This window comes from Candidatus Pantoea rara, from assembly GCF_051136265.1.
In the GTDB taxonomy this organism is placed as follows: Bacteria; Pseudomonadota; Gammaproteobacteria; order Enterobacterales; family Enterobacteriaceae; genus Pantoea; species Pantoea rara.
Window position 1 is genome coordinate 1,140,613 of the sequence record NZ_CP194942.1, and the last position, 22,478, is coordinate 1,163,090.

The window sequence follows — 22,478 nt, forward strand, 5'->3', positions numbered from 1 at the left end:
AACGGGCGCACAGGCAGAAAAATCGGAGGGGCTTTGCCACGATTCTCCGCCGCCTTTCACTTTACGTGCGGCAGCGGGGGAAATCGTGGAGAAAATGAGGAGAAAATGTAAATTCGTTGGCTATTTGCGGCTTTCAAGCCACATCACGGTAGCGGCAACGCGCGAGCGGACATCCAGCTTACGCAGCAGGTTGCGGATATGCACTTTCACTGTCTCTTCAGAGATATGCAGAATGGCGGCGATCTCTTTGTTCGACAGGCCGCGTGCCACCTCCTGCAACACATCCCGCTCGCGATCAGTGAGCTGACGCAGGGGATCGGCGCTATGCTGACGATTGTCCAGATAACTGGCGACGCCCTCACTGAAGACTTTCTCGCCCCGCGATGCCTGCAGGATATGTCCCAGCAGGGTCTCCGGCTCGCTGTCTTTAAGCAGATAGCCATCGGCACCGGCATCTGCCATGGCGAAAATATCACTGCGGGCGTCGGAGACGGTCAGCACCAGAATGCGTGAGCTGATCCCTTCGTGGCGCAGTGCCTTCAGCGTATCCAGTCCGGACATGCCTTTCATATTCAGGTCGAGCAGAATGATGTCAGGTTCCTGACGGCGGGCTTCCGCCAGCGCTTCGGTGCCGTTGCTGGCCTCGGCGATGACGTCCAGCCGGGGATCCAGCGCCAGCAGCTGACGCACGCCCCGCCGCATCAGCGGGTGATCATCCACTATCATCAATGTTAATGCCGACTGTTGCATATTTTCTCCGTTTTATCGGTTCAGACTGCGGCGGGGCAGAGCCTGGTGCTTGCTGGTGCTTCCCCGTGCCTGGAATAGCCTGCTGTCTGCTGCCGATAGAGTGTGTTAATTAATTGAATGGTAAATTACGCCAGCTGCCGTGTCGGTTGTGGTGGAAAGCGCAGCTCCACCCGGGTACCCCGTTGCTGTGCATGAATAGTCAGGTTGCCACTCAGGCGCTGGGCGCGTTCAGCCATAATGGTCAGGCCGTAATGACCCGGCGGTTCGTCGGTGCTGTTGATGCCTGTGCCGTCATCCGTAATCGTCAGTAAGTGCTCACCTTGTTCACTGTGCTGATAATCTACGCGGATAACCTGCGCGCTGGCGTGACGAATCGCATTCAGCAGCGCCTCACGGGCGATCTGCAACACATGCACCTGCTGTTGCGCCTCCAGACTCTGCAGACCGGTCTGATAGGTAAACTGTATCTCTGCGCCACTCTTTTCCCGCAGTGAGGCGATCATCGCCTGCATCGCCGCCACCAGATCCGCCTGCTCAATGGTCAGACGGAAGGTGGTCAGCAGTTCACGCAGCTGGCGGTAGGCATCGGCCAGCGCCTGATCGAAGTCAGCGATAATGGCGTGGGCGGCGATGTCCTCTTTATCCACGGTGCGGCGTAACAGCGTCAGTTGAATGCGTAGAAAAGAGAGCGACTGCGCCAGTGAATCATGTAATTCCCGGGCGATAGTGGTGCGCTCTTCAATCAGCAGCATCTGTTGATACTGCTGCTGCGCCTGCCAGATCCAGAGCGCACGTCCCAGCATCGCCGCCAGACTGCGCATCATCTCATCCGGCCGGGAGGCGCCCGTCGTCTGCCAGCGTAGTTCACCCATCTGCTGCTCATCCTGCTGCAACGGCTGGCGTTGCCACTCCCCGGCTGCCTTTTCATCACCTGCATGGAACTGAAAATGGTCGCTGTCGAGCCGGATCGCCGTCAGCTTTTCGCGCGTCAGTACATTGCTCAGTACCGCTTCAAACAGCGCCGGATGCAGCGGGCTGGCGGTCAGCATCTGTGAGCTGTCATAAAGCAACGACAGCGTGCGATTTGCCTGGGTTAAATCTTCTGTTTTCTCGCGTACCGTGCTTTCCAGCAGCTGGTAGTGCGAATGCAGACGGGCCGCCATGCCGCTAAAGGCGTGCGACAGCACGCGCAGCTCATTCTGCTGCTCAACGTGCAGCGGCGGAAAAGCAAAATTGCCGCTCTCGACGTAGCGACTGGCCGTGACCAGCGCGTTCAGTGGCCGCACGACCTTCAGTCGGGTAAAGCGAATGGTCATCAGCGCCAGCGCCACAATCGCAATGACACCCACCAGGCTGCTGACGGCAACCAGATGCATTTTCAGTTCGGTATAGCGTTGCAGACCCAGAACAAAGCGATCGATTTCACCGACGTAAATCGGCACCTGCTGCTGATACGCCACGGTATCGCCCTGTTGTAACTGCTGCTGCAGGGCAGGCCAGGCGGCGCGCAGCCGCTGGTAGCGAACGCTTACTTCGCGCGGTACCCAGGGCCGATCCAGTTTTTGCAGCACCGGCGCATCCAGCGTTTGCTGATAGCGCGCCAGATGATGCGCCAGGTTTTGCGGCTGACGGCTGGCATCCCAGGCCATGCGATAACTCTGCATGCGCAGTGAACCCGCCAGATTGATCGCCTCTGCGTCGCGCTGACTGCTAAGCAGCGTGACTAAGGCCAGGCCGGTCGTGAGCAGCGACAGCAGGACAATGGCGCTGAGCGCCTGGGCGATGCTTTGAGTAACGGAACGTTTTACGATCACATGAATGGCCCTGTTCTGAGTGCGGGAATTATAAGAGCGCAGTAACGTAACGCAAATGATCCCGCTCCTGTTTATCGCACAGGACGTAACACATCGCACACAAAATGACCGCGACTGACATTTCCCAGGATGCGCTACCGTTTTACGGTTAAAAAAGGGACAGTTTTACATCGTCCCGATGTTGCTTTTCATTGCAGCGTTAATAATCCCTTCAGTCATCAGCTCAACCCCTCTCAGATTAAGGAGCATCCAATGAAAAAGCTGAATGCTGTACTGGCGGGTGCATTACTGTCTACAGCCTCATTAACGACTTTCGCCGCCGCGCCCGTCGACCACTCTCAGGCGCAGGGTATGCAGAGCATCGGTAGCGTGTCGGTCTCGGGCGTTCGCGGCTCACTGGACGATGCTAACCGTCAGTTGTCGCAAAAAGCGGAAGAAATGGGCGCCAGCCATTACCGTGTTATTGGTGTCGATAATCCAGGCGATTCCAGCCTGTGGAGCGGCACCGCAGAGATTTATCGCTAACCCAACCCGCCTGTTTCCATCCCTGTAGCTTTTACCGGCCTGAAAATGGCCGGTTTTTTTGTTTTTGTGCATCAGGATGGATTCTTACAAATCAGCCTGTGCATCTGCCCGGTATATTTTGCTTCGTTCTTGCAGAACGGGTAGGATTCATCGCCGTAAATTCCCGCGTTGCCCGGCACTCACTCACGGGCAAAGGCACAGAGGAAAATCCCCCAGTTTGCAGGACGTTACGTCCGCATTGGGGAGACGACGACTGATGGTCCGGACAAACAGGAATGCTATGAAATCTAAAAAGAAAACCCCAAGTGAGATGCGCGCTGCGAAACGCCGCTGGCTGAACTCTCACGATGCTGGCTACCAGAAAGCGATGGGTAACCGTCACGTGCAGATGATTGCGATTGGCGGTGCTATTGGCACCGGTTTGTTCCTGGGTGCAGGTGGCCGTTTGCAGGCTGCTGGCCCCGCCTTAGCCATCATCTATCTGGTGTGTGGCATCTTCTCCTTCTTCATTCTGCGTGCACTGGGCGAACTGGTTTTACACCGTCCCAGCAGTGGCAGTTTCGTCTCCTACGCCCGCGAATTCCTGGGTGAGAAAGCCTCCTACGTGGCGGGCTGGATGTACTTCGTTAACTGGGCAATGACCGGCATCGTCGACATTACTGCCGTTGCGCTTTACATGCATTACTGGGGCGCGTTTGGTGATGTGCCACAGTGGGTGTTCGCCCTGGGCGCGCTGGCGATTGTCGGCACGATGAACATGATCGGCGTTAAGTGGTTTGCTGAGATGGAGTTCTGGTTCGCGCTGGTGAAAGTGCTGGCGATTGTCATCTTCCTGGTCGTGGGCGTGGTGTTCCTTGGCACCGGCAAACCACTGGATGGCAACAGCACCGGCTTCCATCTGATCACCGATAACGGTGGTATGTTCCCGCACGGCTTACTGCCGGCGCTGGTGCTGATTCAGGGCGTGGTGTTCGCCTTTGCCTCTATCGAGCTGGTAGGTACGGCAGCCGGCGAATGTAAAGACCCGAAAACCATGCTGCCGAAAGCGATCAACAGTGTGATCTGGCGTATCGGCCTGTTCTACGTTGGCTCTGTGGTCCTGCTGGTGCTGCTGCTGCCATGGAACGCCTATCAGGCGGGTCAAAGTCCGTTTGTGACCTTCTTCTCTAAGCTGGGCGTGCCTTACGTGGGCAGCATCATGAACATCGTCGTTCTGAGCGCGGCGCTCTCCAGCCTGAACTCCGGCCTCTACTCGACCGGACGTATTCTGCGCTCTATGTCGATGGGCGGCTCTGCACCGAAATTCATGTCTAAGATGAACAGTCAGCAGGTGCCTTATGCCGGTATTCTGGTGACCATCGCCGTTTATGTGATTGGCGTAGTCCTTAACTACTATGTGCCTTCTCAGGTGTTTGAGATCGTACTGAACGTTGCCTCGCTGGGCATCATCTCTTCCTGGGCCTTTATCGTGGTTTGCCAGCTGCGTCTGCGCAAAGCGATTAAAGAAGGTAAGGCGGATGATGTCAGCTTCAAGCTGCCAGGTGCACCGTTTACCTCATGGCTGACGCTGCTGTTCCTGTTCAGCGTGTTAGTCCTGATGGCGTTTGACTACCCGAATGGGACTTACACCATCGCCTCCATTCCGCTGATTGCGTTGTTACTGGTGCTGGGATGGTTTGGCGTGCGTAAGCGTGTGCATGCCATAGCTGAGACCGAACAGGATCATCACGAAGAGGAACCTCAGCCGACCCGACTGGCTGACGACACCTCACACTAATAAGTTCTGTAGCGATCAGGCCAGCCTCCGGGCTGGCTTTTTTTTGGCCGGAAATCGACACTTCAGAGTGCGAATTAGGATAGTTTTCTCATCGGCTTACCCCTATGATGAACGACTCCCTTTATGCGGTAGCGGAGTCTTCATGTCGTTTAAGATCAATATCATCAAAGATAAACTCCTGTCTGAAAACTGGTTTGTGCTGCGTAACTACACCTATGACATCACCGATCGCCGTGGCGAGGTTATTCGCCATAAACGCGAAGTCTACGATCGCGGAAACGGGGCGACCATCCTGCTTTATAACCGTGAAAAGAACAGCGTCGTACTGACTCGCCAGTTCCGTATTGCTACTTACGTCAACGGTAACGACGGCGGCATGTTAATCGAAGCCTGTGCGGGACTGCTGGACAACGACTCCCCGGAAGATTGCATCCGCAAAGAGGCGATTGAAGAGACCGGGTATGCGGTGGGCGAGGTGGAAAAACTCTATGCCTGCTATATGTCGCCGGGCGGCGTAACCGAACTGATCCACTTTTTCGCGGCCGAATATAATGAATCGCTGCGTGACAACGCAGGCGGGGGTGTTGAAGATGAGTCAATCGACGTGCTGGAGCTGCGTTTCCCTGATGCACTGGCGATGGTTGCTGATGGCCGCATTCGCGACGGCAAAACCATTATGCTGCTACAGCATGCGCAGATTGCTGGCTGGCTGAAGCCATAGAAAAACGTGCTGTAAAACCTGTTGCCGCGCGACAGTGTTGAAAGGGGATGGGTGAGGCTTTATCCACTTTATGCACGATTTTTAAGCAGTTAACGGCGCTTTTTGCACAGGTTCACAGAATGCGGACCCTGGCAGACCCGTTGATGCGCTATCCTCTCCACTCTGGGTATTCGGGGATCGATCTTCTTAATGTCGTATTGGATGAAATCGCTGTGGCTGTTGCCGTCTCTGTGGGTTGCCTGTGTTCAGGCGGAACCGTTGCAAAAGTCATTCAACGACTGGCAAATCACCTGCAATAACGAAGCCTTTTGCGTGGCGCGCAATATTCCCGGCGACAAAGGGCTGGTGATGACGATTTCGCGTCATGCGGGCGTCAACGATCGTCCCTTGCTGCGAATCGATTACGGTAGTGCCTACAGCGGTGCGCTGCCTGGCGGTCCGCTTCAGGATAACCTGCTGCTCGACCAGCGCCGCCTGAAACCCGACCTCAAACACTGGACGGTAGAACCCCATCATCTCGCTACCAGCAACGCCATCGCCATTGATGAGTTCCTGGATCTGGTGATGGAGGCGAAAACCCTGCAGCTCACCTTTGATCCTGATGCGCTAATCTCGCTGCGCGGCATGAAAGCTGCCCTGTTGCTGATGGATGACACCCAGGGGCGGGTCAACAGCCTGAGCGCGTGGATCAAGCGTGGCGACCGTGCCAGCTGGGACGTTCCGCCGCCGCCTGCGCTGCCGCCCTTGCCACCTGCGGTTGCCCCGCCTGCGGCACTAACGCGAGATGAGACCAGCGGACTCATTGATTACGGAACCTGGCGGGTCAATACCGATTCCTGCTCACTTGATCCGCTACGCCGGGAAGTCAGCGTTGCACCCCTCACCGACCAGCGCGCGTTGCTGCTGGTGAGTTGTGAAATGGGGGCATATAACGTGATCGACCTGGCGTTTGAGGTGACGCGCAGCCAGCCTTACGTGGCGAGAGGCATCACCTTAACCCTGCCGTTTACACCGCCGGGTGCCAGTGATCGACAGCTTGAGCTGATTAACGCCGAGTATGATGCGGCCAGCGGCCAGCTTTACACCTTTGGTAAAGGACGGGGACTGGGTGACTGTGGCAGTGCGACACGCTGGCAGTTTGATGGCACACGTTTTGTGTTAGCAGAGTATGCAGAAGAGTCGACCTGTGACGCCTGGCACAGCAGTGATGACTGGCCAACCCTGTGGGTCAGCCAGTCTGACGGTAGCGTACAGCAGCGTTAGGGAATGGCCTGTACCATCATCGGTGAGCCAAGCTGGTTACCGACCAGTTCAGCCAGCATATTGTTCACGCCGTCGCTCATTGGCGTAAAGCGGGTCAGCGGCGAGCGCGTCACCACCACAAAAACCCCCACGTTATGCTGCGGCACCATCGCCATATAGGTGATGAACCCGCCGCCGCCACCGGTTTTCTGAATGATGCCAGGGCGACCATTTTTCGGTCCCATAAAGACCCAGCCCATGCCCAGCGCATCCGCTTTACCTGGCACGTCCATGCCTTCTACTTTGTTCAGCTGATCGCGACGATAAATCAGTGTCTGAAGCCGATCGATCTGTGGCGTGCGATGGTTAACTGAAGAGTTAAGGAACTGCTGCATCCAGCGGCCCATATCATCCGGCGTGGAGTACACACCGCCGCTGCCAATGGCCGCCAGGGTGTTATTGCACGGACTGGCTCCTTTTTCCGCCACCATCAGGCGTCCGCACTGCTCAGGCGATGGCGTAAAGGTGGTGTCTTTCATGCCGAGCGGACGGGTAATCAGCTGCTGAAACAGCGCCGGGTAGGGCGTACCAGCGGCGCGTGACAGCGCATCACTCAGCAGATCGTAGCCCAGATTGGAGTAGGCGGCACTGCTGCCTGGAGCCGCTTTAAGGTTTGCGCGCGCCAGCCACGCCCAGCGTTCGTTCTTCGTCGGCCAGACAAACACCGGACGCTGCGCTTTGCCGCCAGGCTGTTCGCGCGGCAGGCCGCTGGTGTGGGTCGAGAGATTAATCAGGCGAATCGGCTGTCCATTGTAAGTGGGCACACGTGCTCCCGGCGGCGCATATTTACTCAGGGGATCGTCGAGGCGAATCTTTCCGCGCTCAGCCATCTTCACCATCACTTCACTGGTCATCAGCTTACTCAGTGAGGCGATGCGAATCAGCGAATCTTTCTGCGGACGGATATTGTTACCGGGACGGGTTTCACCGAAGCTGGCGAACACCCGCTGATTGCCATCAATCGCCACCAGCGCCATGCCGGTTGCACCGCTGCCATAAAAGATATGCTCCGCATAGCGATCAACAATCTGAGAGGCCAGTAGCGGATCGGGCGCGACTTGCGCCATGCTTTTTAAAGGAAGCAGTGAAACCATCAGGGCCAGTAAATAGGGGGTGCGCATGTTCAACGGAAGTGGCTTCGCTATAAATATCGGAGGAAATCTGCCTTCACTCATGGGGAGACACCCGGTCGGCGAACCGCTTTATCCCGGCAGGAACAACAGCAGGTACAGACGGACAGTCAGTGCACAGGCAGCATTAAGTATGACGGCTCTATAGTAATGAGTTTGCGCAGGGCGGGAAGAGGGGAATAAAGATATTTTTCTGTTTCGGGCTATAGGATGAAATGGCCCTTCCCGGTAAACCGGGAAGGGCAGAGGCATTAAACGGGCTTGAGTAATGCTTCAGCGTGGCTGACGATATTCTCTACCGTAAAGCCAAACTCGGCGAACAGCTGACTGGCCGGGGCCGACTCACCAAAGGTCGTCATGCCGACAATCGCGCCATCCAGACCGACATACTTGAACCAGTAGTCAGCAATACCCGCTTCGACTGCCACACGCGCTTTCACGCCACTCGGCAGCACAGATTCGCGGTAAGCGGCATCCTGCGCATCGAACAGGTCAGTTGAAGGCAGTGAAACCACCCGCACCTTGTGACCGCCCGTAGTGAGCTTCTCTGCTGCACCCAGGGTGATCTCAATTTCTGAACCGGTCGCGATCAGAATCACGTCTGGTGTACCGTCGCAATCCTTCAGCACGTAGCCGCCGCGTTTGATATTTTCGATCTGCTCCGGGGTACGCTCCGGCTGCAGCAGATTCTGACGGGAGAGGATCAGCGCGGTCGGGCCGTGATGGCGCTCGACAGCGGCTTTCCACGCCACCGCGGTTTCAACCTGGTCACAAGGACGCCATACGCTCATGTTTGGCGTCAGACGCAGGCTGGCAATCTGCTCAACCGGCTGGTGCGTCGGACCGTCTTCGCCCAGACCGATGGAGTCATGGGTGTAGACCAGAATCTGACGTGCCTTCATTAATGCCGCCATACGCGCCGCGTTACGCGCATATTCGACAAACATCAGGAAGGTCGCAGTGTAAGGAACGAAACCGCCGTGGTGCGCGATACCGTTACCAATCGCCGTCATACCAAATTCACGCACGCCGTAGTGAATGTAGTTACCGGCTGGATCCTCTTTGATCGATTTGGAGCCTGACCAGATAGTAAGGTTACTTGGTGCCAGGTCAGCAGAACCGCCCAGGAATTCCGGCAGCATTTTGCCGTACGCTTCCAGCGAATTCTGTGATGCTTTACGGCTGGCGATTTTCTGCGGATTAGCCTGCAACTCCTGAATGAAACGGGTCGCTTCGGTTTCCCAGTTGGCAGGCATTTCGCCATTCATGCGGCGCTCATACTCTTTCGCCAGCTCTGGATGGGCTTCCTTATAAGCGGCAAATTTTGCATCCCAGGCTTTTTCACGTTCAGCACCCGCTGCTTTGGCATCCCACTGCTGATAGATGTCAGCCGGGATTTCAAATGCCGGATAGTTCCAGCCGAGCTGCTTACGGGTCAGGGCAACTTCGGCCTCACCCAGCGCCGCGCCGTGCGACTCTTCTTTACCAGCTTTGTTCGGGGAACCGAAACCGATAATGGTGCGGCAGATGATCAGTGAAGGCTTATCGGTGACGCTCTGCGCTTCCTTGATTGCCTGACGAATTGCATCGGCGTCATGCCCGTCGATGTCGCCAATCACATGCCAGTTATAGGACTCAAAGCGTTTGTGAGTGTCGTCGGTAAACCAGCCTTCGGTCTCGCCATCGATTGAAATACCGTTATGGTCGTAGAAGCCGATCAGTTTGCCAAGACCCAGGGTGCCCGCCAGTGAACAGACTTCGTGCGAGATCCCTTCCATCAGACAGCCATCGCCCATAAACACATAGGTGTGGTGATCGACGATTTCATGGTCCGGACGGTTAAACTGTGCGGCCAGCGTGCGTTCTGCAATCGCCAGACCTACGGCGTTTGCCAGTCCCTGACCCAGCGGGCCGGTGGTGGTTTCAACGCCAGGCGTGTAGCCGATTTCCGGGTGGCCCGGCGTTTTAGAGTGCAGCTGACGGAAATTTTTCAGCTCTTCAATCGGCAGGTCATAACCGCTGAGATGCAGCAGGCTATAAAGCAGCATCGAGCCGTGGCCGTTGGAAAGGATAAAGCGGTCACGATCAAGCCATGCGGGATTGGTCGGATTGTGCTGGAGGAAGTCGCGCCACAACACTTCGGCGATATCGGCCATACCCATCGGCGCACCGGGGTGGCCTGAATTTGCCTTCTGGACTGCATCCATGCTCAGTGCACGAATCGCGTTTGCCAACTCTCTGCGTGAGGACATAAAGTTCTCCCTTGTTATGCATCAGGGCGGGAAAGTCCCGCCCGACTAAAATGAAGACTACAGGCGTGCGGCAAGCACATCTTCCAGCTTCTGCTGGTCAACCGCGAACTGGCGGATGCCGTCTGAGAGTTTTTCAACTGCCATCGGATCCTGGTTATGTTCCCAGCGGAACTCCGCTTCAGAGAGCGGCGACGGCTGATGGAAACCTTCGGTAGATGGCTCCAGCTTGCGCTCCAGCGGCGCATCGCTGTTCTGCAATTCTTCCAGCAGGTTCGGAGACAGGGTCAGGCGATCGCAGCCGGCCAGTGCCACAATCTGCTCCACTTTACGGAAGCTGGCACCCATGATGACGGTGCTGTAACGGTGCTTTTTATAGTAATCGTAGATGCGACGTACAGATTTCACGCCAGGATCTTCATCCGCCACATAGGGTTCCATTGGCTTGCGTGAGTTGTACCAGTCGTAGATGCGGCCCACAAACGGGGAGATCAGGAACACGCCCGCTTCGGCACAGGCCCGCGCCTGGGCAAAGGAGAACAGCAGTGTCAGGTTGCACTTAATGCCATTTTTCTCCAGCTCTTCCGCCGCGCGGATGCCTTCCCAGGTCGAAGCCAGCTTGATCAGCACACGTGAGCGATCGATGCCGTGCTCTTCATACATGCGAATCAGTTTCTCTGCTTTGGTGACACACATGCCACGATCGAAGGAGAGGCGCGCATCCACTTCGGTCGAAACACGGCCCGGTATGCTCTTCAGGATTTCCATACCGAGGTTGATCGCCACTTTGTCGCTGGCGTTGATGATCTGTGTCTCTTTGCTGCCGCCCTGTTTTTTGGCGTACTCAATCGCGTCGTCCATCAGGTGTTTATACCCTTCTAGACCGGACGCTTTCAGAATGAGTGAGGGATTGGTGGTGGCGTCTTCCGGATGGTAATTACGAATCGATTCGATATCGCCACTGTCCGCCACCACTGTGGTGAACTGTTTTAGGGCTTCTAGCTGGTTCATCTCTAAACTCCTTGAAAAGAAAAATGAAAGCGAACAGGGAGCACCTCAGGCCTCGCAGCCGATCTGTGGCATGTTCTGCTACCGGTAACGCGAACCCATAACATTGCAACAGAGACTCTGTGATGGAAATGCGGTTTCTCTGATTGTTGCGCTGCGAGGCGGTGCGAAGGAGCCGTCATGCGGTATTTACCGTGGGATGCGCCATATTCCATCTATAAGCATAGCAGTCAGGCGGAATGACGCAGGCCACACTGTAGCAATCTGTGCCCTGTAAATAATCAGAGGCCAGCCAGGCGGGTGGTAAGCGCAGCGCGGGGTAAAGGCCCGCGCTGCAGCAGCAGAAGCAATCAGACGGGCAGGTTCAGCCAGTTCTTCACCGGCAGGAAATCGCGATAGAGGGCAGCTTCAGGCGAGTCAGGATCAGGCTGATAATCATATTCCCAGCGTACCAGCGGTGGCATCGACATCAGGATCGATTCTGTGCGACCACCGGTCTGCAGACCAAACAGGGTGCCGCGGTCCCACACCAGATTAAACTCCACATAGCGGCCTCGCCGGTAGAGCTGGAACTGGCGCTCACGATCGCCCCACGGGTGATCTTTACGGCGCGCCACAATCGGCCGATAGGCATCAATAAAGCCCCGGCCTACCGCCTGCATAAAGCTGAAGCTCTGCTCAAAGTCAGGCGTATTGAGATCGTCAAAAAACAGGCCGCCAATGCCGCGCTGCTCATCACGATGTTTCAGATAGAAATAGTCATCACACCATTTTTTATAGCGTGGATAGACATCCTCGCCAAAGGGCTGACAGATACTGGCTGCGGTCTGATGCCAGTGCAGCGCATCTTCTTCGAAACCATAAAAAGGGGTCAGGTCAAACCCGCCGCCAAACCACCAGACCGGATCGGCATCCGGTTTCTCGGCGATAAAGAAGCGCACGTTGGCGTGGCTGGTGGGTACATAGGGATTGTTTGGATGGATCACCAGTGACACGCCCATCGCTTCAAAGCTACGACCCGCCAGTTCTGGCCGGTGAGCGGTAGCCGATGCCGGCATCTGATCGCCATGTACATGCGAAAAGTTAACGCCCGCCTGCTCAAACACCGCGCCGTTGCGCAGGACGCGGCTCTGACCGCCGCCGCCGCCAGGGCGCTGCCAGCTATCTTCGGCAAACTGTGCGCCGCCATCTTCAGCTGCCAGCTGGTTACAAATCTCATCCTGCAAGGCGAGCAGGAATGCTTTTACGCGTGAAATATCAGCCATCTTTTCGCTTATTGTTGGTCAAAGTCTGACGCGATTATACGCAAAACCGCGCAGCTTGCATGAATGCGGCGCGTCGCCCGGCGTAAACACACGTCCCGAATCAGGCATTGCGGCGGTCAAACTCATCAAAGTAATTGACGATGCCGCTGGCAATCGCAGAGGCAATTTTCTGGCGAAACGCGGTAGTGCCGAGCAGCTGCTCTTCGCGCGGATTGGTAATAAAGGAGGTCTCGACCAGCACCGAGGGGATCGACGGTGACTTGAGCACCGCGAAGGCCGCCTGCTCGGTGTGCTGGCTGTGCAGATGGTGAACCGGACGGATCTGGTCCAGCACGTGTTTGCCCAGCGTCAGGCTGTTCTTGATCGTGTCGGTCTGCACCAGGTCGAACAGGATCTGCTGCAGATAGTGATCCTGCTGCTGCGCTTTCACGCCGCCCAGTTTGTCTGCATCATTCTCGCGCTGTGACAGGTAACGCGCCATTGAGCTGCTGGCACCCCGGTTAGAGAGCGCGAACACGGAGGCACCGCTGGCATCGGGGCTGGTAAAACCGTCGGCATGAATCGACATAAAGAGATCGGCGCCGTGCTGATGGGCAATCTCTACACGCTGATAGAGTGGAATAAAGTGGTCGCTGTCGCGGGTCAGGCGCACTTCAATGCGCGGATGGCTCTGCAACTGGCGCTGCACGTTGCCAGCGATCTCCAGCACGATATGTTTCTCTTCAGACCCTTCTTCGCCAACGGCTCCGGAATCGATGCCCCCATGGCCAGGGTCGATCATCACGATACGTTTACCGTTTTTCGCCGGTGGAGCCGGGCGAGTGTGATGGTTTGCCCCGGTAAGAGCCTTTTCTTTAGCCTGAACCGCGCGCGGCGATAAGATGGCGAGAGCCAGCCCGGAAAGCAGTAACTGGCGACGATGAATCAAACGTTTAAGCAGGTGCATGTACGGGTCCGGTAACAGAAATCTTGCCGGTGTTATAGCCTAAGCCTCTGTTCCCTGCGATCACAGAACCATTTCAGGGCATTACTTTGTATTGCAGGTCACGAACAGGAAATTTACGCTTTTTTATTTGTCGCCCGTCATGGAGGGTTGCGTGCAGCAGAGAATGCGTGATAATCAGCAAATTGTGCTTATTTGCAGGTAAAGAAGATGGAAATCCGCGCCTTCCGCCAGGAAGATTTTGAAGAAGTGATCACCTTATGGGAACGTTGCGATTTGTTACGGCCATGGAACGATCCGGAGCTGGATATCGAACGCAAAATGAATCACGACCCCGATCTCTTTCTGGTCGCTGAAGTGGGCGGTGTGGTCGTCGGTACGCTGATGGGCGGTTACGATGGTCATCGTGGCGCGGCGTATTACCTGGCGGTGCATCCTGACTATCAGGGACGCGGCTTTGCCAATGCGCTGATGAACCGTCTGGAAAAGAAGCTGATTGCACGCGGCTGTCCGAAACTGCATCTGATGATCCGCGAAGAGAACGATCAGGTGGTGGCATTCTATGAGAAGCTTGATTATGAGCCGGTTGATGCGCTGCTGTTTGGTAAACGTCTGATCGAAGATCGTGAATACTAATCCGTTGCCTGGTTATCAGCCGGATGAGTATGACGGCAGAGGGCAGCTACGGCTGCCGTTTCTTTTTTGGATGATCCTGTTACTTCAGTCGCGTACCTGGCTGCTGCTGGTGATGGCCGGGGCGTCGCGGCAGCAGGGCAACGATCTGCTGGCGCTGTTCTATCCGGATCGCCAGGCGTTCTGGGTCGGTCTGGCGCTGGGCTTACCCGCGCTGGCGGGCCTGCTGCTGACCGGTTATCGCACGCGCCTGCCGCGACTCTGGCACGCCTGGCGCAGCGTACTGGCGCTGTCGTTACTGATAAACCTGCTCTGGCAGGGCGGGCAGTTTGTGCAGGGGGATCTGCTCAGCTCACCGCTGCCTTTGCTGCTGACGCTGTTCGACCTGCTGGCGCTGATCTGGCTGCAATTCAATCGCCGCTGCCGCGACTGCTTTCTGCCCGAACATCATCTCAACTAAACTTTTTGTCGCTTTGCGACTCCAATCAGTTCCGCCTTTCCGGCATCGCATTTACAGGAGTTCTCATGAAAGCTGTTCGTTCGACGCTACTGATCGCCGCCGTTGCACTAAGCGGTTGTGCCAGTTCGGGTTCCGGCGCTGACAGCAGCCCGCAGGCAAGCTGGTGGAATCCGCTGACGTATCACTGGTCTTCGGCGCTGCCGTGGAACTGGTTCGGTTCGACACTGACCGCGACTGAACAGGGTGTGGGTGGGTTAACCGCCTCGACCGCTATGAAAGAGGACGCGATTAAGGACGGACTGAACGGCGACTATACCCTGCGTCAGGGCATGCGCAGCCAGAACGGCCAGGTGATTTCATTCTGGCAGGCGCTGAATGATGGCAAGGTTAAGCTGGTGATTTACGGGCAGTCACAGGTCGACCGTATTGAGGTCATGGACAGCGCGATTGCCAGCAGCGACGGCAGCAAAGTGGGTGATGCCTTCAGTAATAAGTTCAGCAAAGCCTTCGACAACTGCACCTTAGCCAGCGGCACCGACGCGCGGGACGTGGCGTGCCGTGCGCCTGGCAGTCAGCACCTGACCTATGTCTATCATGGCGACTGGCATGGGCCGGAAGGATTGATGCCTTCTGACGATACCCTGAAAAACTGGAAAATCAGCAGGATTGTCTGGCAGCGTTAAGCCTGCCTTATCAGCGGCCGCCCGTCAGGCGGCCGCTGAACCCCTAAAAATCCCTGGCAGCCCACGCGACAAGCGGTTCCTTATCCCCATCGGCTTTTGCTGATTTGTGCATAAACTCTCCTGACGTCTTATGCTTTTTTCGACTTTGAAATCATCAAACGATATATAAAACCGTTACTGGTTTTCACTGAGTTATAAATAAACTGGTGCCTCAGCGGGTGAGATCCGCATCAAACTTTTTCAGGGTGCCAAATGACATTACAAGCGATGAAAAAAATCGTGAGCGGTATCGCGTTGTCGCTGAGCATGGCCGGCGCAGCCAATGCCACTGAACTGCTTAATAGCTCTTACGATGTGTCGCGGGAGTTGTTTGTTGCCCTGAATGCTCCGTTTGTTAAACAGTGGGATGCCAGCCATCCTGCTGATCCCCTTACCATCAAAATGTCGCACGCTGGCTCATCGAAGCAGGCGCTGGCTATTCTGCAGGGACTGCGCGCGGATGTGGTGACCTATAATCAGGTTACGGATGTGCAGGTGCTGCATGACAAAGGCAACCTGATTGCCGCAGACTGGAAAAGCCGCCTGCCGAACAACAGCTCACCTTTCTACTCCACCATGGCGTTTCTGGTGCGCAAAGGAAATCCTAAGCAGATTCACGACTGGTCAGATCTGACCCGCAGCGATGTGAAGCTGATTTTCCCTAACCCAAAGACTTCCGGTAATGGCCGTTATACCTATCTGGCCGCCTGGGGCGCAGCCGACAAAGCCGATGGCGGCGATCAGGCCAAAACCCAGGCCTTTATGACTCAGTTCCTGAAAAACGTGGAAGTGTTTGATACCGGCGGCCGCGGCGCGACGACGACCTTTGCTGAGCGCGGGCTGGGAGACGTACTGATTAGCTTTGAGTCGGAAGTGAATAATATCCGCAATCAGTACGGCAAAGATGAGTATGAAGTCGTGGTGCCGAAAACCAATATTCTGGCGGAGTTTCCGGTGGCGTGGGTGGATAAGAACGTCGGCATCAATAAAACCGCTGAGGCGGCCAGTGCTTACCTGAACTATCTCTATACGCCCGAAGCACAGAACATTATTACGCACTACTACTACCGCGTGAACAACCCACAGCTGATGACAGCGCAGAAAGATCGCTTCCCGGAGACCCGCCTGTTCCGGGTTGAAGATGCCTTTGGCGGCTGGGATAAGGTGATGAAGACGCATTTCGTCAGCGGCGGTGAGCTCGATAAATTGTTAGCGGCGGGGCGCGGATAATGTTTGCAGCCAGCCAGAAACGTGTATTGCCCGGCTTTGGTCTTAGCCTTGGTACCAGCCTGCTCTTTACCTGCCTGATTCTGCTGCTGCCGATCAGTGCGGTGATTATGCAACTGTCGCAGATGACGCTGCAGCAGTACTGGGATGTGGTCACCAACCCGCAGCTGATAGCAGCCTATAAAGTGACGCTGCTCTCTGCCGGTGTCGCCTCTCTGTTTAATGCGGTGTTCGGCATGCTGATGGCATGGATACTGACCCGTTATCGCTTTCCGGGTCGGGCATTGCTGGATGGCCTGATGGATCTTCCTTTTGCATTGCCAACGGCTGTGGCGGGCCTGACTCTTGCCGGACTCTTTTCCGTCAATGGCTGGTACGGACAGTGGTTCGCCCATTTCGACATCAAAATTTCCTACACCTGGATAGGTATCGCCATTGCCATGGCCTTTACCAGTATTCCGTTTGTGGTGCGTACCGTCCAGCCAGTGCTGGAAGAGTTAGGTCCTGAGTATGAAGAGGCGGCCGAAACGCTGGGAGCCACGCCATGGCAGAGCTTCCGCCGCGTGGTGCTGCCGGAAGTGGCGCCTGCGCTGCTGGCCGGTACGGCGCTTTCTTTTACCCGCAGCCTGGGTGAGTTCGGTGCGGTGATCTTTATTGCCGGTAATATTGCCTGGAAAACGGAAGTCACCTCACTGATGATTTTTGTCCGGCTGCAGGAGTTCGACTATCCGGCGGCCAGCGCCATCGCCTCGGTGATCCTGGCGGCCTCGCTGATTCTGTTATTCGCGATTAATACACTACAAAGCCGCTTTGGCCGTCGTCTGGGAGGTCACTAATGGCTGAGGTTTCACAACTGAATCATGCGGCGCATCAGCCTGTGAACTGGGGCAAGTGGTTGCTGATTGGTATCGGCACGTTGATCTCGATTCTGTTGCTGGTGGTGCCGATGGCCTCTATCTTCTGGGAAGCGCTGAATCAGGGGCTGATTGTCGCTCTCCATAATCTGGCCGATCCTGACATGCTGCACGCCATCTGGCTGACAGTGATGGTGGCACTGATTACCGTACCGGTGAATCTGGTGTTCGGCACGCTGCTCGCCTGGCTGGTGACGCGCTTTACCTTTCCAGGTCGCCAGTTGCTGCTGACCCTGTTCGATATTCCTTTTGCTGTGTCGCCGGTAGTCGCCGGTCTGATGTATCTGCTGTTCTGGGGCGTGAATGGCCCGGCGGGCGGCTGGCTGGATGCACATAACATCCAGGTTATGTTTGCCTGGCCTGGCATGGTGCTGGCGACGGTGTTTGTGACCTGTCCTTTTGTGGTGCGCGAACTGGTCCCGGTCATGCTGAGTCAGGGCAGTCACGAAGATGAAGCGGCGGTGCTGTTAGGTGCGTCTGGCTGGCAAATGTTCCGTCGTGTGACGCTGCCAAACATTCGCTGGGCGCTGCTGTATGGCATCGTGCTGACTAATGCCCGTGCGATTGGTGAATTTGGTGCGGTCTCGGTGGTATCGGGATCGATTCGCGGTGAGACCTACACATTACCGCTTCAGGTTGAATTATTGCATCAGGACTACAACACCGTTGGCGCGTTTACCGCAGCTGCTCTGTTAACCCTGATGGCAATTGTGACACTGTTTCTGAAAAGCATTGTGCAGTGGCGTTTAGAGCAACAGCACAAACGCCTGCAACAGGAGGGAAATCATGAGCATTGAGATTAACAAGATCAACAAGTCCTTTGGTCGCACCTCGGTGCTGAACGATATCTCTCTGGATATTGCCTCGGGTGAAATGATGGCGCTGCTTGGCCCATCAGGCTCGGGTAAAACCACGCTGCTGCGTATTATCGCCGGGCTGGAGCATCAGAACAGCGGTCAGATCCGTTTTCATGGCAACGATGTAAGCCGCCTGCATGCGCGCGATCGTCAGGTTGGTTTCGTCTTCCAGCACTACGCGCTGTTCCGTCATATGACGGTGTTCGACAATATCGCCTTTGGCCTGACCGTGCTGCCGCGTCGTAAACGCCCTTCAACGGCGGAGATCAAACAGCGTGTTACCCGTCTGCTGGAGATGGTGCAGCTGTCCCATCTGGCGAATCGCTTCCCGGCACAGCTGTCGGGCGGCCAGAAACAGCGTGTGGCGCTGGCGCGTGCACTAGCGGTTGAACCACAAATTCTGCTGCTGGATGAACCTTTTGGCGCGCTGGATGCGCAGGTGCGTAAAGAGCTGCGTCGCTGGCTGCGTCAGTTGCATGAAGAGATTAAATTCACCAGCGTGTTCGTGACCCACGACCAGGAAGAGGCGATGGAAGTCGCGGATCGCGTTGTGGTGATGAGCCAGGGCAACATCGAACAGGTCGGCACGCCAGATGATGTATGGCGCGATCCGGCAACCCGCTTTGTGCTGAAGTTTTTGGGTGAAGTGAATCGCTTTGATGGTGACATTCAGGGATCGCAGTTCCACGTTGGCGCGCATCACTGGCCGCTGGGTTATACCTCGGCACATCAGGGCGCGGTTGAACTGTTCCTGCGTCCGTGGGAAATCGACGTTTCACGCCGCAGCAGTCTGGAAACGCCGCTGCCGGTTCAGGTGCTGGAAGTCAGCCCGCGTGGTCATTTCTGGCAGCTGGTGGTTCAGCCCGCTGGCTGGCAGAGCGAGCCAGTTTCGGTGGTGTTTGAAGGTGAGCAGACGGCCCCGATTCGCGGCGAACGCCTGTTCGTTGGCCTGCAGCAGGCGCGCCTCTATAAAGGCGATACACCGCTGCGCCCGGTTGCCTTTGCACAGAGCGCCTGATATTTTCTCATCAACAGCGGGCGGGAGTGTGACTCCCGCCTTTTTTTCGCCTCTCGTTTGTAACAGGCCAGGAAGCAGACCGTGACGACTCTTGAAAATACCATCGGCAATACTCCGCTGATTAAGTTGCAGCGCCTGACGCCTGCCAACGGCAGTGAGGTCTGGCTCAAGCTGGAAGGCAATAATCCGGCGGGCTCGGTAAAAGATCGCGCGGCCTGGTCGATGATTAATCAGGCAGAGCTGCGTGGTGATATTTCGCCCGGCGATCAGTTGATTGAAGCCACCAGTGGCAACACCGGTATTGCACTGGCGATGATCGCGGCGATGAAAGGCTATCGTCTTCGCCTGCTGATGCCGGATAACATGAGTCAGGAGCGGCAGGACGCGATGCGGGCTTACGGCGCGGAGCTGATTCTGGTGCCGCGAGAGCAGGGCATGGAAGGGGCGCGCGATCTGGCGCAGGCGATGGCGGCGCGTGGTGAAGGCCGGGTGCTGGATCAGTTCAATAATCCCGATAACCCGCTGGGTCACTATCAAACAACCGGGCCAGAGTTGTGGCAGCAGTCGAATCAGCGCATGACCCATTTTGTCTCCAGCATGGGCACCACTGGCACCATCACCGGCGTGGGGCGTTACCTGAAAGAGCACAATACGGGCGTGAAAGTGATCGGTTTACAGCCGAGTGAAGGCAGCAGCATTCCCGGTATTCGTCGCTGGCCGCTGGCCTATCTGCCGGGGATCTACCGGCCCGATCTGGTGGATGATGTGATGGATATGACGCAGAAAGAAGCCGAAGAGACCATGCGGGCGCTGGCTCGCCGTGAAGGCATTTTCTGTGGCGTCAGTTCAGGTGGCGCGGTAGCGGGCGCGCTGCGTATTGCACAGGCAAATCCGGGCAGCGTGGTGGTAGCGATCGCCTGCGATCGCGGCGATCGTTATCTCTCGACCGGACTCTATCACCAGTAACCTCTGCGGATACAGAAATCAGGCCTGTGCGCGCGTTTGCTGCCCACAGGCCTTTTTTTCAGCCAGGATTCCACGCGCCGGATAGGCTGAATCTGTAAGGATCACGTAAATCAGGCTGCGCGAATGCCCGGCACAGGACAAAATAGCGCCAATTCTGTTGAGAGATAACCATGAAAATTTTGCTTGTTGATGATGATGTCGAATTAGGCACGATGCTAAGCCAGTACCTGATTGCCGAAGGATTTGATGCACAGCTGGTTCTGACCGGCAGCGCCGGCATTCAGGGCGCGCTGTCGGGAGAATTCACTGCCATGATTCTGGACATCATGCTGCCCGACATGAGCGGCATCGATGTATTACGTCAGGTGCGTCAGAACAGCCGGATACCGGTGATTATGCTGACGGCTAAAGGCGATAACATCGATCGCGTTATTGGTCTGGAGATGGGCGCGGATGACTATATGCCTAAGCCCTGTTATCCGCGCGAGCTGGTGGCCCGCCTGCGTGCGGTATTGCGTCGTTTCGAAGAACAGGTGCCGCAGCCAGGCACCAAAGAGCCGCTGCGCTGGGGGGATCTGACACTGAATCCTGCCACACGTATAAGCGAATGGCAGGGGCGAGCCTTCGATCTGACTGCATCAGAATTTAATCTGCTGGATTTGCTGCTGCGTGCGCCAGACAGAGTGGTTTCGAAAGATGAGCTTTCTGAAAAGGGGCTGGGACGTCCGCGTGAAGCCTATGACCGCAGTGTCGATGTGCATATCAGTAACATCCGTCAGAAGCTCAGCGCGTTAACTGCTGACACTATCAACATCGAAACCGTCCGCAGTATCGGTTACCGCATTCGATGAGGCAGAGTTACCGTGGACGCATGTTCTGGAAGATCTTTATTGGCTTCTGGGTCGTTTTTGTCATCATGAGCCAGCTCATCTGGCTTGGCTTCACGCTCTCCGGTAAGCGGCACGAACCGCCGGAAATCCTGGCTATCCGTCGTATTGTGGATCTGCAGATGACTTCTGCCGCGTCGGTGCTGGAACGGGCCGGACCTGATGCGCTGAATGCGATGCTGTCGGACTGGGATAGCAGCGATCGGCAATTTTTCCACGTGACGCAGCAGACAGAATCAACACAATCACAAAACAGCGGCAATCTGGATTACGTGGGGCGCCTTCCTGAAGAGGTGGTGCGCTGGGTTCGCGGTGCCGATGGCAAAGAGTATCAGCTGCGCTACGACCTGGATGGCATGCGTAAAGACAGCACACATGACATGATGCGGCGCAAATTTCTGAATATTCCCGAGCCGATGTTTATCTTCGCCGGTTCGGTGGGCTTGCTCTTCAGTCTGCTGCTGGCCTGGAATCTGACGCGCCCCATGCGTCAGCTGCGGGAAGGATTTTCACGGGTGGCTGAGGGCGATTTAAGCGTACGGCTGTTCCCGATTATGCGTAAGCGCCACGACGAAATCTCAAACGTGGCAGAAGCCTTCGATGCCATGGTCGAGCGGCTTGATACGCTGGTGCGTGCCCGTGAAGAGCTGCTGCACGATATCTCACATGAGCTTCGTTCACCGCTGGCACGACTGCAACTGGCGACCGGTCTGGCCAGGCAGACGCCAGAAAGTGTAAACAGTTCGCTTGACCGCATTGATGAAGAGGCGCGGCGGCTGGACAAGATGATCGGCGAACTGCTGACGCTGTCGCGAGCTGAGCATGAAAGCATGCCGGATGAGCAATATTTTGATCTGACGGGTTTGCTGCAGGCGGTTATTACCGATGTCCGTTATGAAGCGCAGATTCCTGGCGTGCAGGTAGAGTTGCAGGTCGATAATGAGGCCGATTATACCGTCCGGGGCAACGCAGAGCTGATACGGCGCGGCGTCGAGAACGTGCTACGTAACGCGCTGCGCTTCTCCCTGCCAGGCCAGCGTATTGAGGTCGATTTACGTGCAGAGCAGCAGTGGCTGGCGATCCAGGTGCGCGATCAGGGGCCAGGCGTCGATGAGGAGAAACTCTCCAGCATTTTCGATCCGTTTGTGCGGGTGAATTCGCCGCTGATGGGCAAAGGCTATGGTCTGGGGCTGGCTATCGTGCGCAAGGTGGTGCTGGCACATCATGGTGAAGTTGAGGCTCGTAACCGGCCTGAAGGCGGACTGGAGCTGACGCTGCGTCTGCCACACTGGCAGCCCTGAAAACGGATG

At 56.3% G+C, this 22,478-nt stretch carries 21 protein-coding genes; 14 read left to right on the forward strand and 7 right to left on the reverse strand.

What is annotated here, in order from left to right:
• Positions 1-120: 120 nt before the first annotated feature.
• Both ACR8BF_RS05530 and narQ read right to left on the reverse strand, forming a co-directional pair.
• Positions 121-750, reverse strand: a complete 630-nt coding sequence (locus tag ACR8BF_RS05530; protein WP_179895092.1) for a response regulator — start codon at positions 748-750, stop codon at positions 121-123.
• A gap of 125 nt (positions 751-875) precedes the next feature.
• The gene (gene narQ / locus ACR8BF_RS05535; RefSeq protein ID WP_292991791.1) at positions 876-2,564 is read right to left on the reverse strand and encodes a nitrate/nitrite two-component system sensor histidine kinase NarQ; all 1,689 of its coding nucleotides are present in this window, start codon (positions 2,562-2,564) and stop codon (positions 876-878) included.
• A 252-nt stretch (positions 2,565-2,816) separates the two neighbouring features.
• Between narQ and ACR8BF_RS05540 the strand changes: the two genes are divergently transcribed.
• From ACR8BF_RS05540 to ACR8BF_RS05555, 4 genes are all read left to right on the forward strand, one after another.
• Positions 2,817-3,089, forward strand: a complete 273-nt coding sequence (locus tag ACR8BF_RS05540) for a YdgH/BhsA/McbA-like domain containing protein (RefSeq protein ID WP_179895094.1) — start codon at positions 2,817-2,819, stop codon at positions 3,087-3,089.
• A 280-nt stretch (positions 3,090-3,369) separates the two neighbouring features.
• Positions 3,370-4,866, forward strand: a complete 1,497-nt coding sequence (gene ansP / locus ACR8BF_RS05545) for an L-asparagine permease (RefSeq protein WP_292991794.1) — start codon at positions 3,370-3,372, stop codon at positions 4,864-4,866.
• Positions 4,867-5,008: 142 nt separating this feature from the next.
• A complete protein-coding gene (gene nudK, locus ACR8BF_RS05550) occupies positions 5,009-5,587 on the forward strand; it encodes a GDP-mannose pyrophosphatase NudK (RefSeq protein ID WP_179895096.1) in 579 nt (192 codons plus the stop codon).
• A 189-nt stretch (positions 5,588-5,776) separates the two neighbouring features.
• On the forward strand, positions 5,777-6,850 hold the full coding sequence (locus tag ACR8BF_RS05555; protein WP_179895097.1) for a DUF1176 domain-containing protein: 1,074 nt from the start codon (positions 5,777-5,779) through the stop codon (positions 6,848-6,850).
• On the opposite strand, the gene ampH is transcribed toward ACR8BF_RS05555, so the two are convergent.
• The 5 genes from ampH to amiA form a co-directional block, all read right to left on the reverse strand.
• Positions 6,847-8,010, reverse strand: coding sequence for a D-alanyl-D-alanine-carboxypeptidase/endopeptidase AmpH (gene ampH, locus ACR8BF_RS05560; protein WP_179895098.1), 1,164 nt, complete (start codon positions 8,008-8,010; stop codon positions 6,847-6,849). The genes ACR8BF_RS05555 and ampH overlap by 4 nt on opposite strands.
• A 260-nt stretch (positions 8,011-8,270) precedes the next feature.
• The gene (tkt, locus tag ACR8BF_RS05565; RefSeq protein WP_179895099.1) at positions 8,271-10,271 is read right to left on the reverse strand and encodes a transketolase; all 2,001 of its coding nucleotides are present in this window, start codon (positions 10,269-10,271) and stop codon (positions 8,271-8,273) included.
• A 57-nt stretch (positions 10,272-10,328) separates the two neighbouring features.
• Positions 10,329-11,279 (reverse strand): transaldolase, encoded by a 951-nt coding sequence (gene tal / locus ACR8BF_RS05570; protein ID WP_090958850.1) that lies wholly within the window; start codon positions 11,277-11,279, stop codon positions 10,329-10,331.
• 347 nt (positions 11,280-11,626) lie between these two features.
• A complete protein-coding gene (gene hemF, locus ACR8BF_RS05575; protein ID WP_292991809.1) occupies positions 11,627-12,541 on the reverse strand; it encodes an oxygen-dependent coproporphyrinogen oxidase in 915 nt (304 codons plus the stop codon).
• Between the two features lie 100 nt (positions 12,542-12,641).
• Positions 12,642-13,487 (reverse strand): N-acetylmuramoyl-L-alanine amidase AmiA, encoded by an 846-nt coding sequence (gene amiA / locus ACR8BF_RS05580; RefSeq protein WP_179895101.1) that lies wholly within the window; start codon positions 13,485-13,487, stop codon positions 12,642-12,644.
• A gap of 207 nt (positions 13,488-13,694) precedes the next feature.
• On the opposite strand from amiA, the gene ACR8BF_RS05585 reads away from it, so the two are divergent.
• The 10 genes from ACR8BF_RS05585 to ACR8BF_RS05630 all read left to right on the forward strand — a co-directional run bounded on the left by ACR8BF_RS05585 (position 13,695) and on the right by ACR8BF_RS05630 (position 22,469).
• Positions 13,695-14,120, forward strand: coding sequence for a GNAT family acetyltransferase (locus ACR8BF_RS05585; RefSeq protein WP_003848834.1), 426 nt, complete (start codon positions 13,695-13,697; stop codon positions 14,118-14,120).
• Positions 14,110-14,577, forward strand: a complete 468-nt coding sequence (locus ACR8BF_RS05590) for a DUF2919 family protein (protein ID WP_313698061.1) — start codon at positions 14,110-14,112, stop codon at positions 14,575-14,577. The genes ACR8BF_RS05585 and ACR8BF_RS05590 overlap by 11 nt, the downstream gene beginning before the upstream one ends.
• Positions 14,578-14,642: 65 nt before the next feature.
• Positions 14,643-15,260: an RpoE-regulated lipoprotein gene (locus ACR8BF_RS05595; protein WP_434745677.1), complete on the forward strand. Its 618-nt coding sequence runs from the start codon at positions 14,643-14,645 to the stop codon at positions 15,258-15,260.
• A 267-nt stretch (positions 15,261-15,527) separates the two neighbouring features.
• Positions 15,528-16,529, forward strand: a complete 1,002-nt coding sequence (locus ACR8BF_RS05600) for a sulfate ABC transporter substrate-binding protein (protein ID WP_434745920.1) — start codon at positions 15,528-15,530, stop codon at positions 16,527-16,529.
• Positions 16,529-17,362: a sulfate/thiosulfate ABC transporter permease CysT gene (cysT, locus tag ACR8BF_RS05605; RefSeq protein ID WP_090958872.1), complete on the forward strand. Its 834-nt coding sequence runs from the start codon at positions 16,529-16,531 to the stop codon at positions 17,360-17,362. The genes ACR8BF_RS05600 and cysT overlap by 1 nt, the downstream gene beginning before the upstream one ends.
• Positions 17,362-18,237 carry a sulfate/thiosulfate ABC transporter permease CysW gene (gene cysW, locus ACR8BF_RS05610; RefSeq protein ID WP_179895105.1) on the forward strand — a complete coding sequence of 292 codons (876 nt, stop codon included), beginning with the start codon at positions 17,362-17,364 and terminating at the stop codon, positions 18,235-18,237. Before cysT ends, cysW begins: the two co-directional genes overlap by 1 nt.
• Positions 18,227-19,315, forward strand: a complete 1,089-nt coding sequence (gene cysA / locus ACR8BF_RS05615) for a sulfate/thiosulfate ABC transporter ATP-binding protein CysA (RefSeq protein WP_434745678.1) — start codon at positions 18,227-18,229, stop codon at positions 19,313-19,315. The genes cysW and cysA overlap by 11 nt, the downstream gene beginning before the upstream one ends.
• 81 nt (positions 19,316-19,396) lie before the next feature.
• Complete coding sequence (gene cysM, locus ACR8BF_RS05620) at positions 19,397-20,281, forward strand: cysteine synthase CysM (RefSeq protein ID WP_292991837.1); 885 nt, start codon at positions 19,397-19,399, stop codon at positions 20,279-20,281.
• Between the two features lie 170 nt (positions 20,282-20,451).
• Complete coding sequence (locus ACR8BF_RS05625; protein ID WP_313698053.1) at positions 20,452-21,132, forward strand: response regulator transcription factor; 681 nt, start codon at positions 20,452-20,454, stop codon at positions 21,130-21,132.
• On the forward strand, positions 21,129-22,469 hold the full coding sequence (locus ACR8BF_RS05630; protein WP_434745679.1) for an ATP-binding protein: 1,341 nt from the start codon (positions 21,129-21,131) through the stop codon (positions 22,467-22,469). Before ACR8BF_RS05625 ends, ACR8BF_RS05630 begins: the two co-directional genes overlap by 4 nt.
• Positions 22,470-22,478: the final 9 nt, after the last annotated feature.

Bases quoted from the DNA above. Each gene is read 5' to 3' on its own strand.
- ACR8BF_RS05530 (WP_179895092.1), bottom strand. From the start codon at position 750: ATGCAACAGTCGGCATTAACATTGATGATAGTGGATGATCACCCGCTG.
- ACR8BF_RS05540 (WP_179895094.1), top strand. From the start codon at position 2,817: ATGAAAAAGCTGAATGCTGTACTGGCGGGTGCATTACTGTCTACAGCC.
- ansP (WP_292991794.1), top strand. From the start codon at position 3,370: ATGAAATCTAAAAAGAAAACCCCAAGTGAGATGCGCGCTGCGAAACGC.
- nudK (WP_179895096.1), top strand. From the start codon at position 5,009: ATGTCGTTTAAGATCAATATCATCAAAGATAAACTCCTGTCTGAAAAC.
- ACR8BF_RS05555 (WP_179895097.1), top strand. From the start codon at position 5,777: ATGTCGTATTGGATGAAATCGCTGTGGCTGTTGCCGTCTCTGTGGGTT.
- ampH (WP_179895098.1), bottom strand. From the start codon at position 8,010: ATGCGCACCCCCTATTTACTGGCCCTGATGGTTTCACTGCTTCCTTTA.
- tkt (WP_179895099.1), bottom strand. From the start codon at position 10,271: ATGTCCTCACGCAGAGAGTTGGCAAACGCGATTCGTGCACTGAGCATG.
- tal (WP_090958850.1), bottom strand. From the start codon at position 11,279: ATGAACCAGCTAGAAGCCCTAAAACAGTTCACCACAGTGGTGGCGGAC.
- hemF (WP_292991809.1), bottom strand. From the start codon at position 12,541: ATGGCTGATATTTCACGCGTAAAAGCATTCCTGCTCGCCTTGCAGGAT.
- amiA (WP_179895101.1), bottom strand. From the start codon at position 13,487: ATGCACCTGCTTAAACGTTTGATTCATCGTCGCCAGTTACTGCTTTCC.
- ACR8BF_RS05585 (WP_003848834.1), top strand. From the start codon at position 13,695: ATGGAAATCCGCGCCTTCCGCCAGGAAGATTTTGAAGAAGTGATCACC.
- ACR8BF_RS05595 (WP_434745677.1), top strand. From the start codon at position 14,643: ATGAAAGCTGTTCGTTCGACGCTACTGATCGCCGCCGTTGCACTAAGC.
- ACR8BF_RS05600 (WP_434745920.1), top strand. From the start codon at position 15,528: ATGAAAAAAATCGTGAGCGGTATCGCGTTGTCGCTGAGCATGGCCGGC.
- cysT (WP_090958872.1), top strand. From the start codon at position 16,529: ATGTTTGCAGCCAGCCAGAAACGTGTATTGCCCGGCTTTGGTCTTAGC.
- cysW (WP_179895105.1), top strand. From the start codon at position 17,362: ATGGCTGAGGTTTCACAACTGAATCATGCGGCGCATCAGCCTGTGAAC.
- cysA (WP_434745678.1), top strand. From the start codon at position 18,227: ATGAGCATTGAGATTAACAAGATCAACAAGTCCTTTGGTCGCACCTCG.
- ACR8BF_RS05625 (WP_313698053.1), top strand. From the start codon at position 20,452: ATGAAAATTTTGCTTGTTGATGATGATGTCGAATTAGGCACGATGCTA.
- ACR8BF_RS05630 (WP_434745679.1), top strand. From the start codon at position 21,129: ATGAGGCAGAGTTACCGTGGACGCATGTTCTGGAAGATCTTTATTGGC.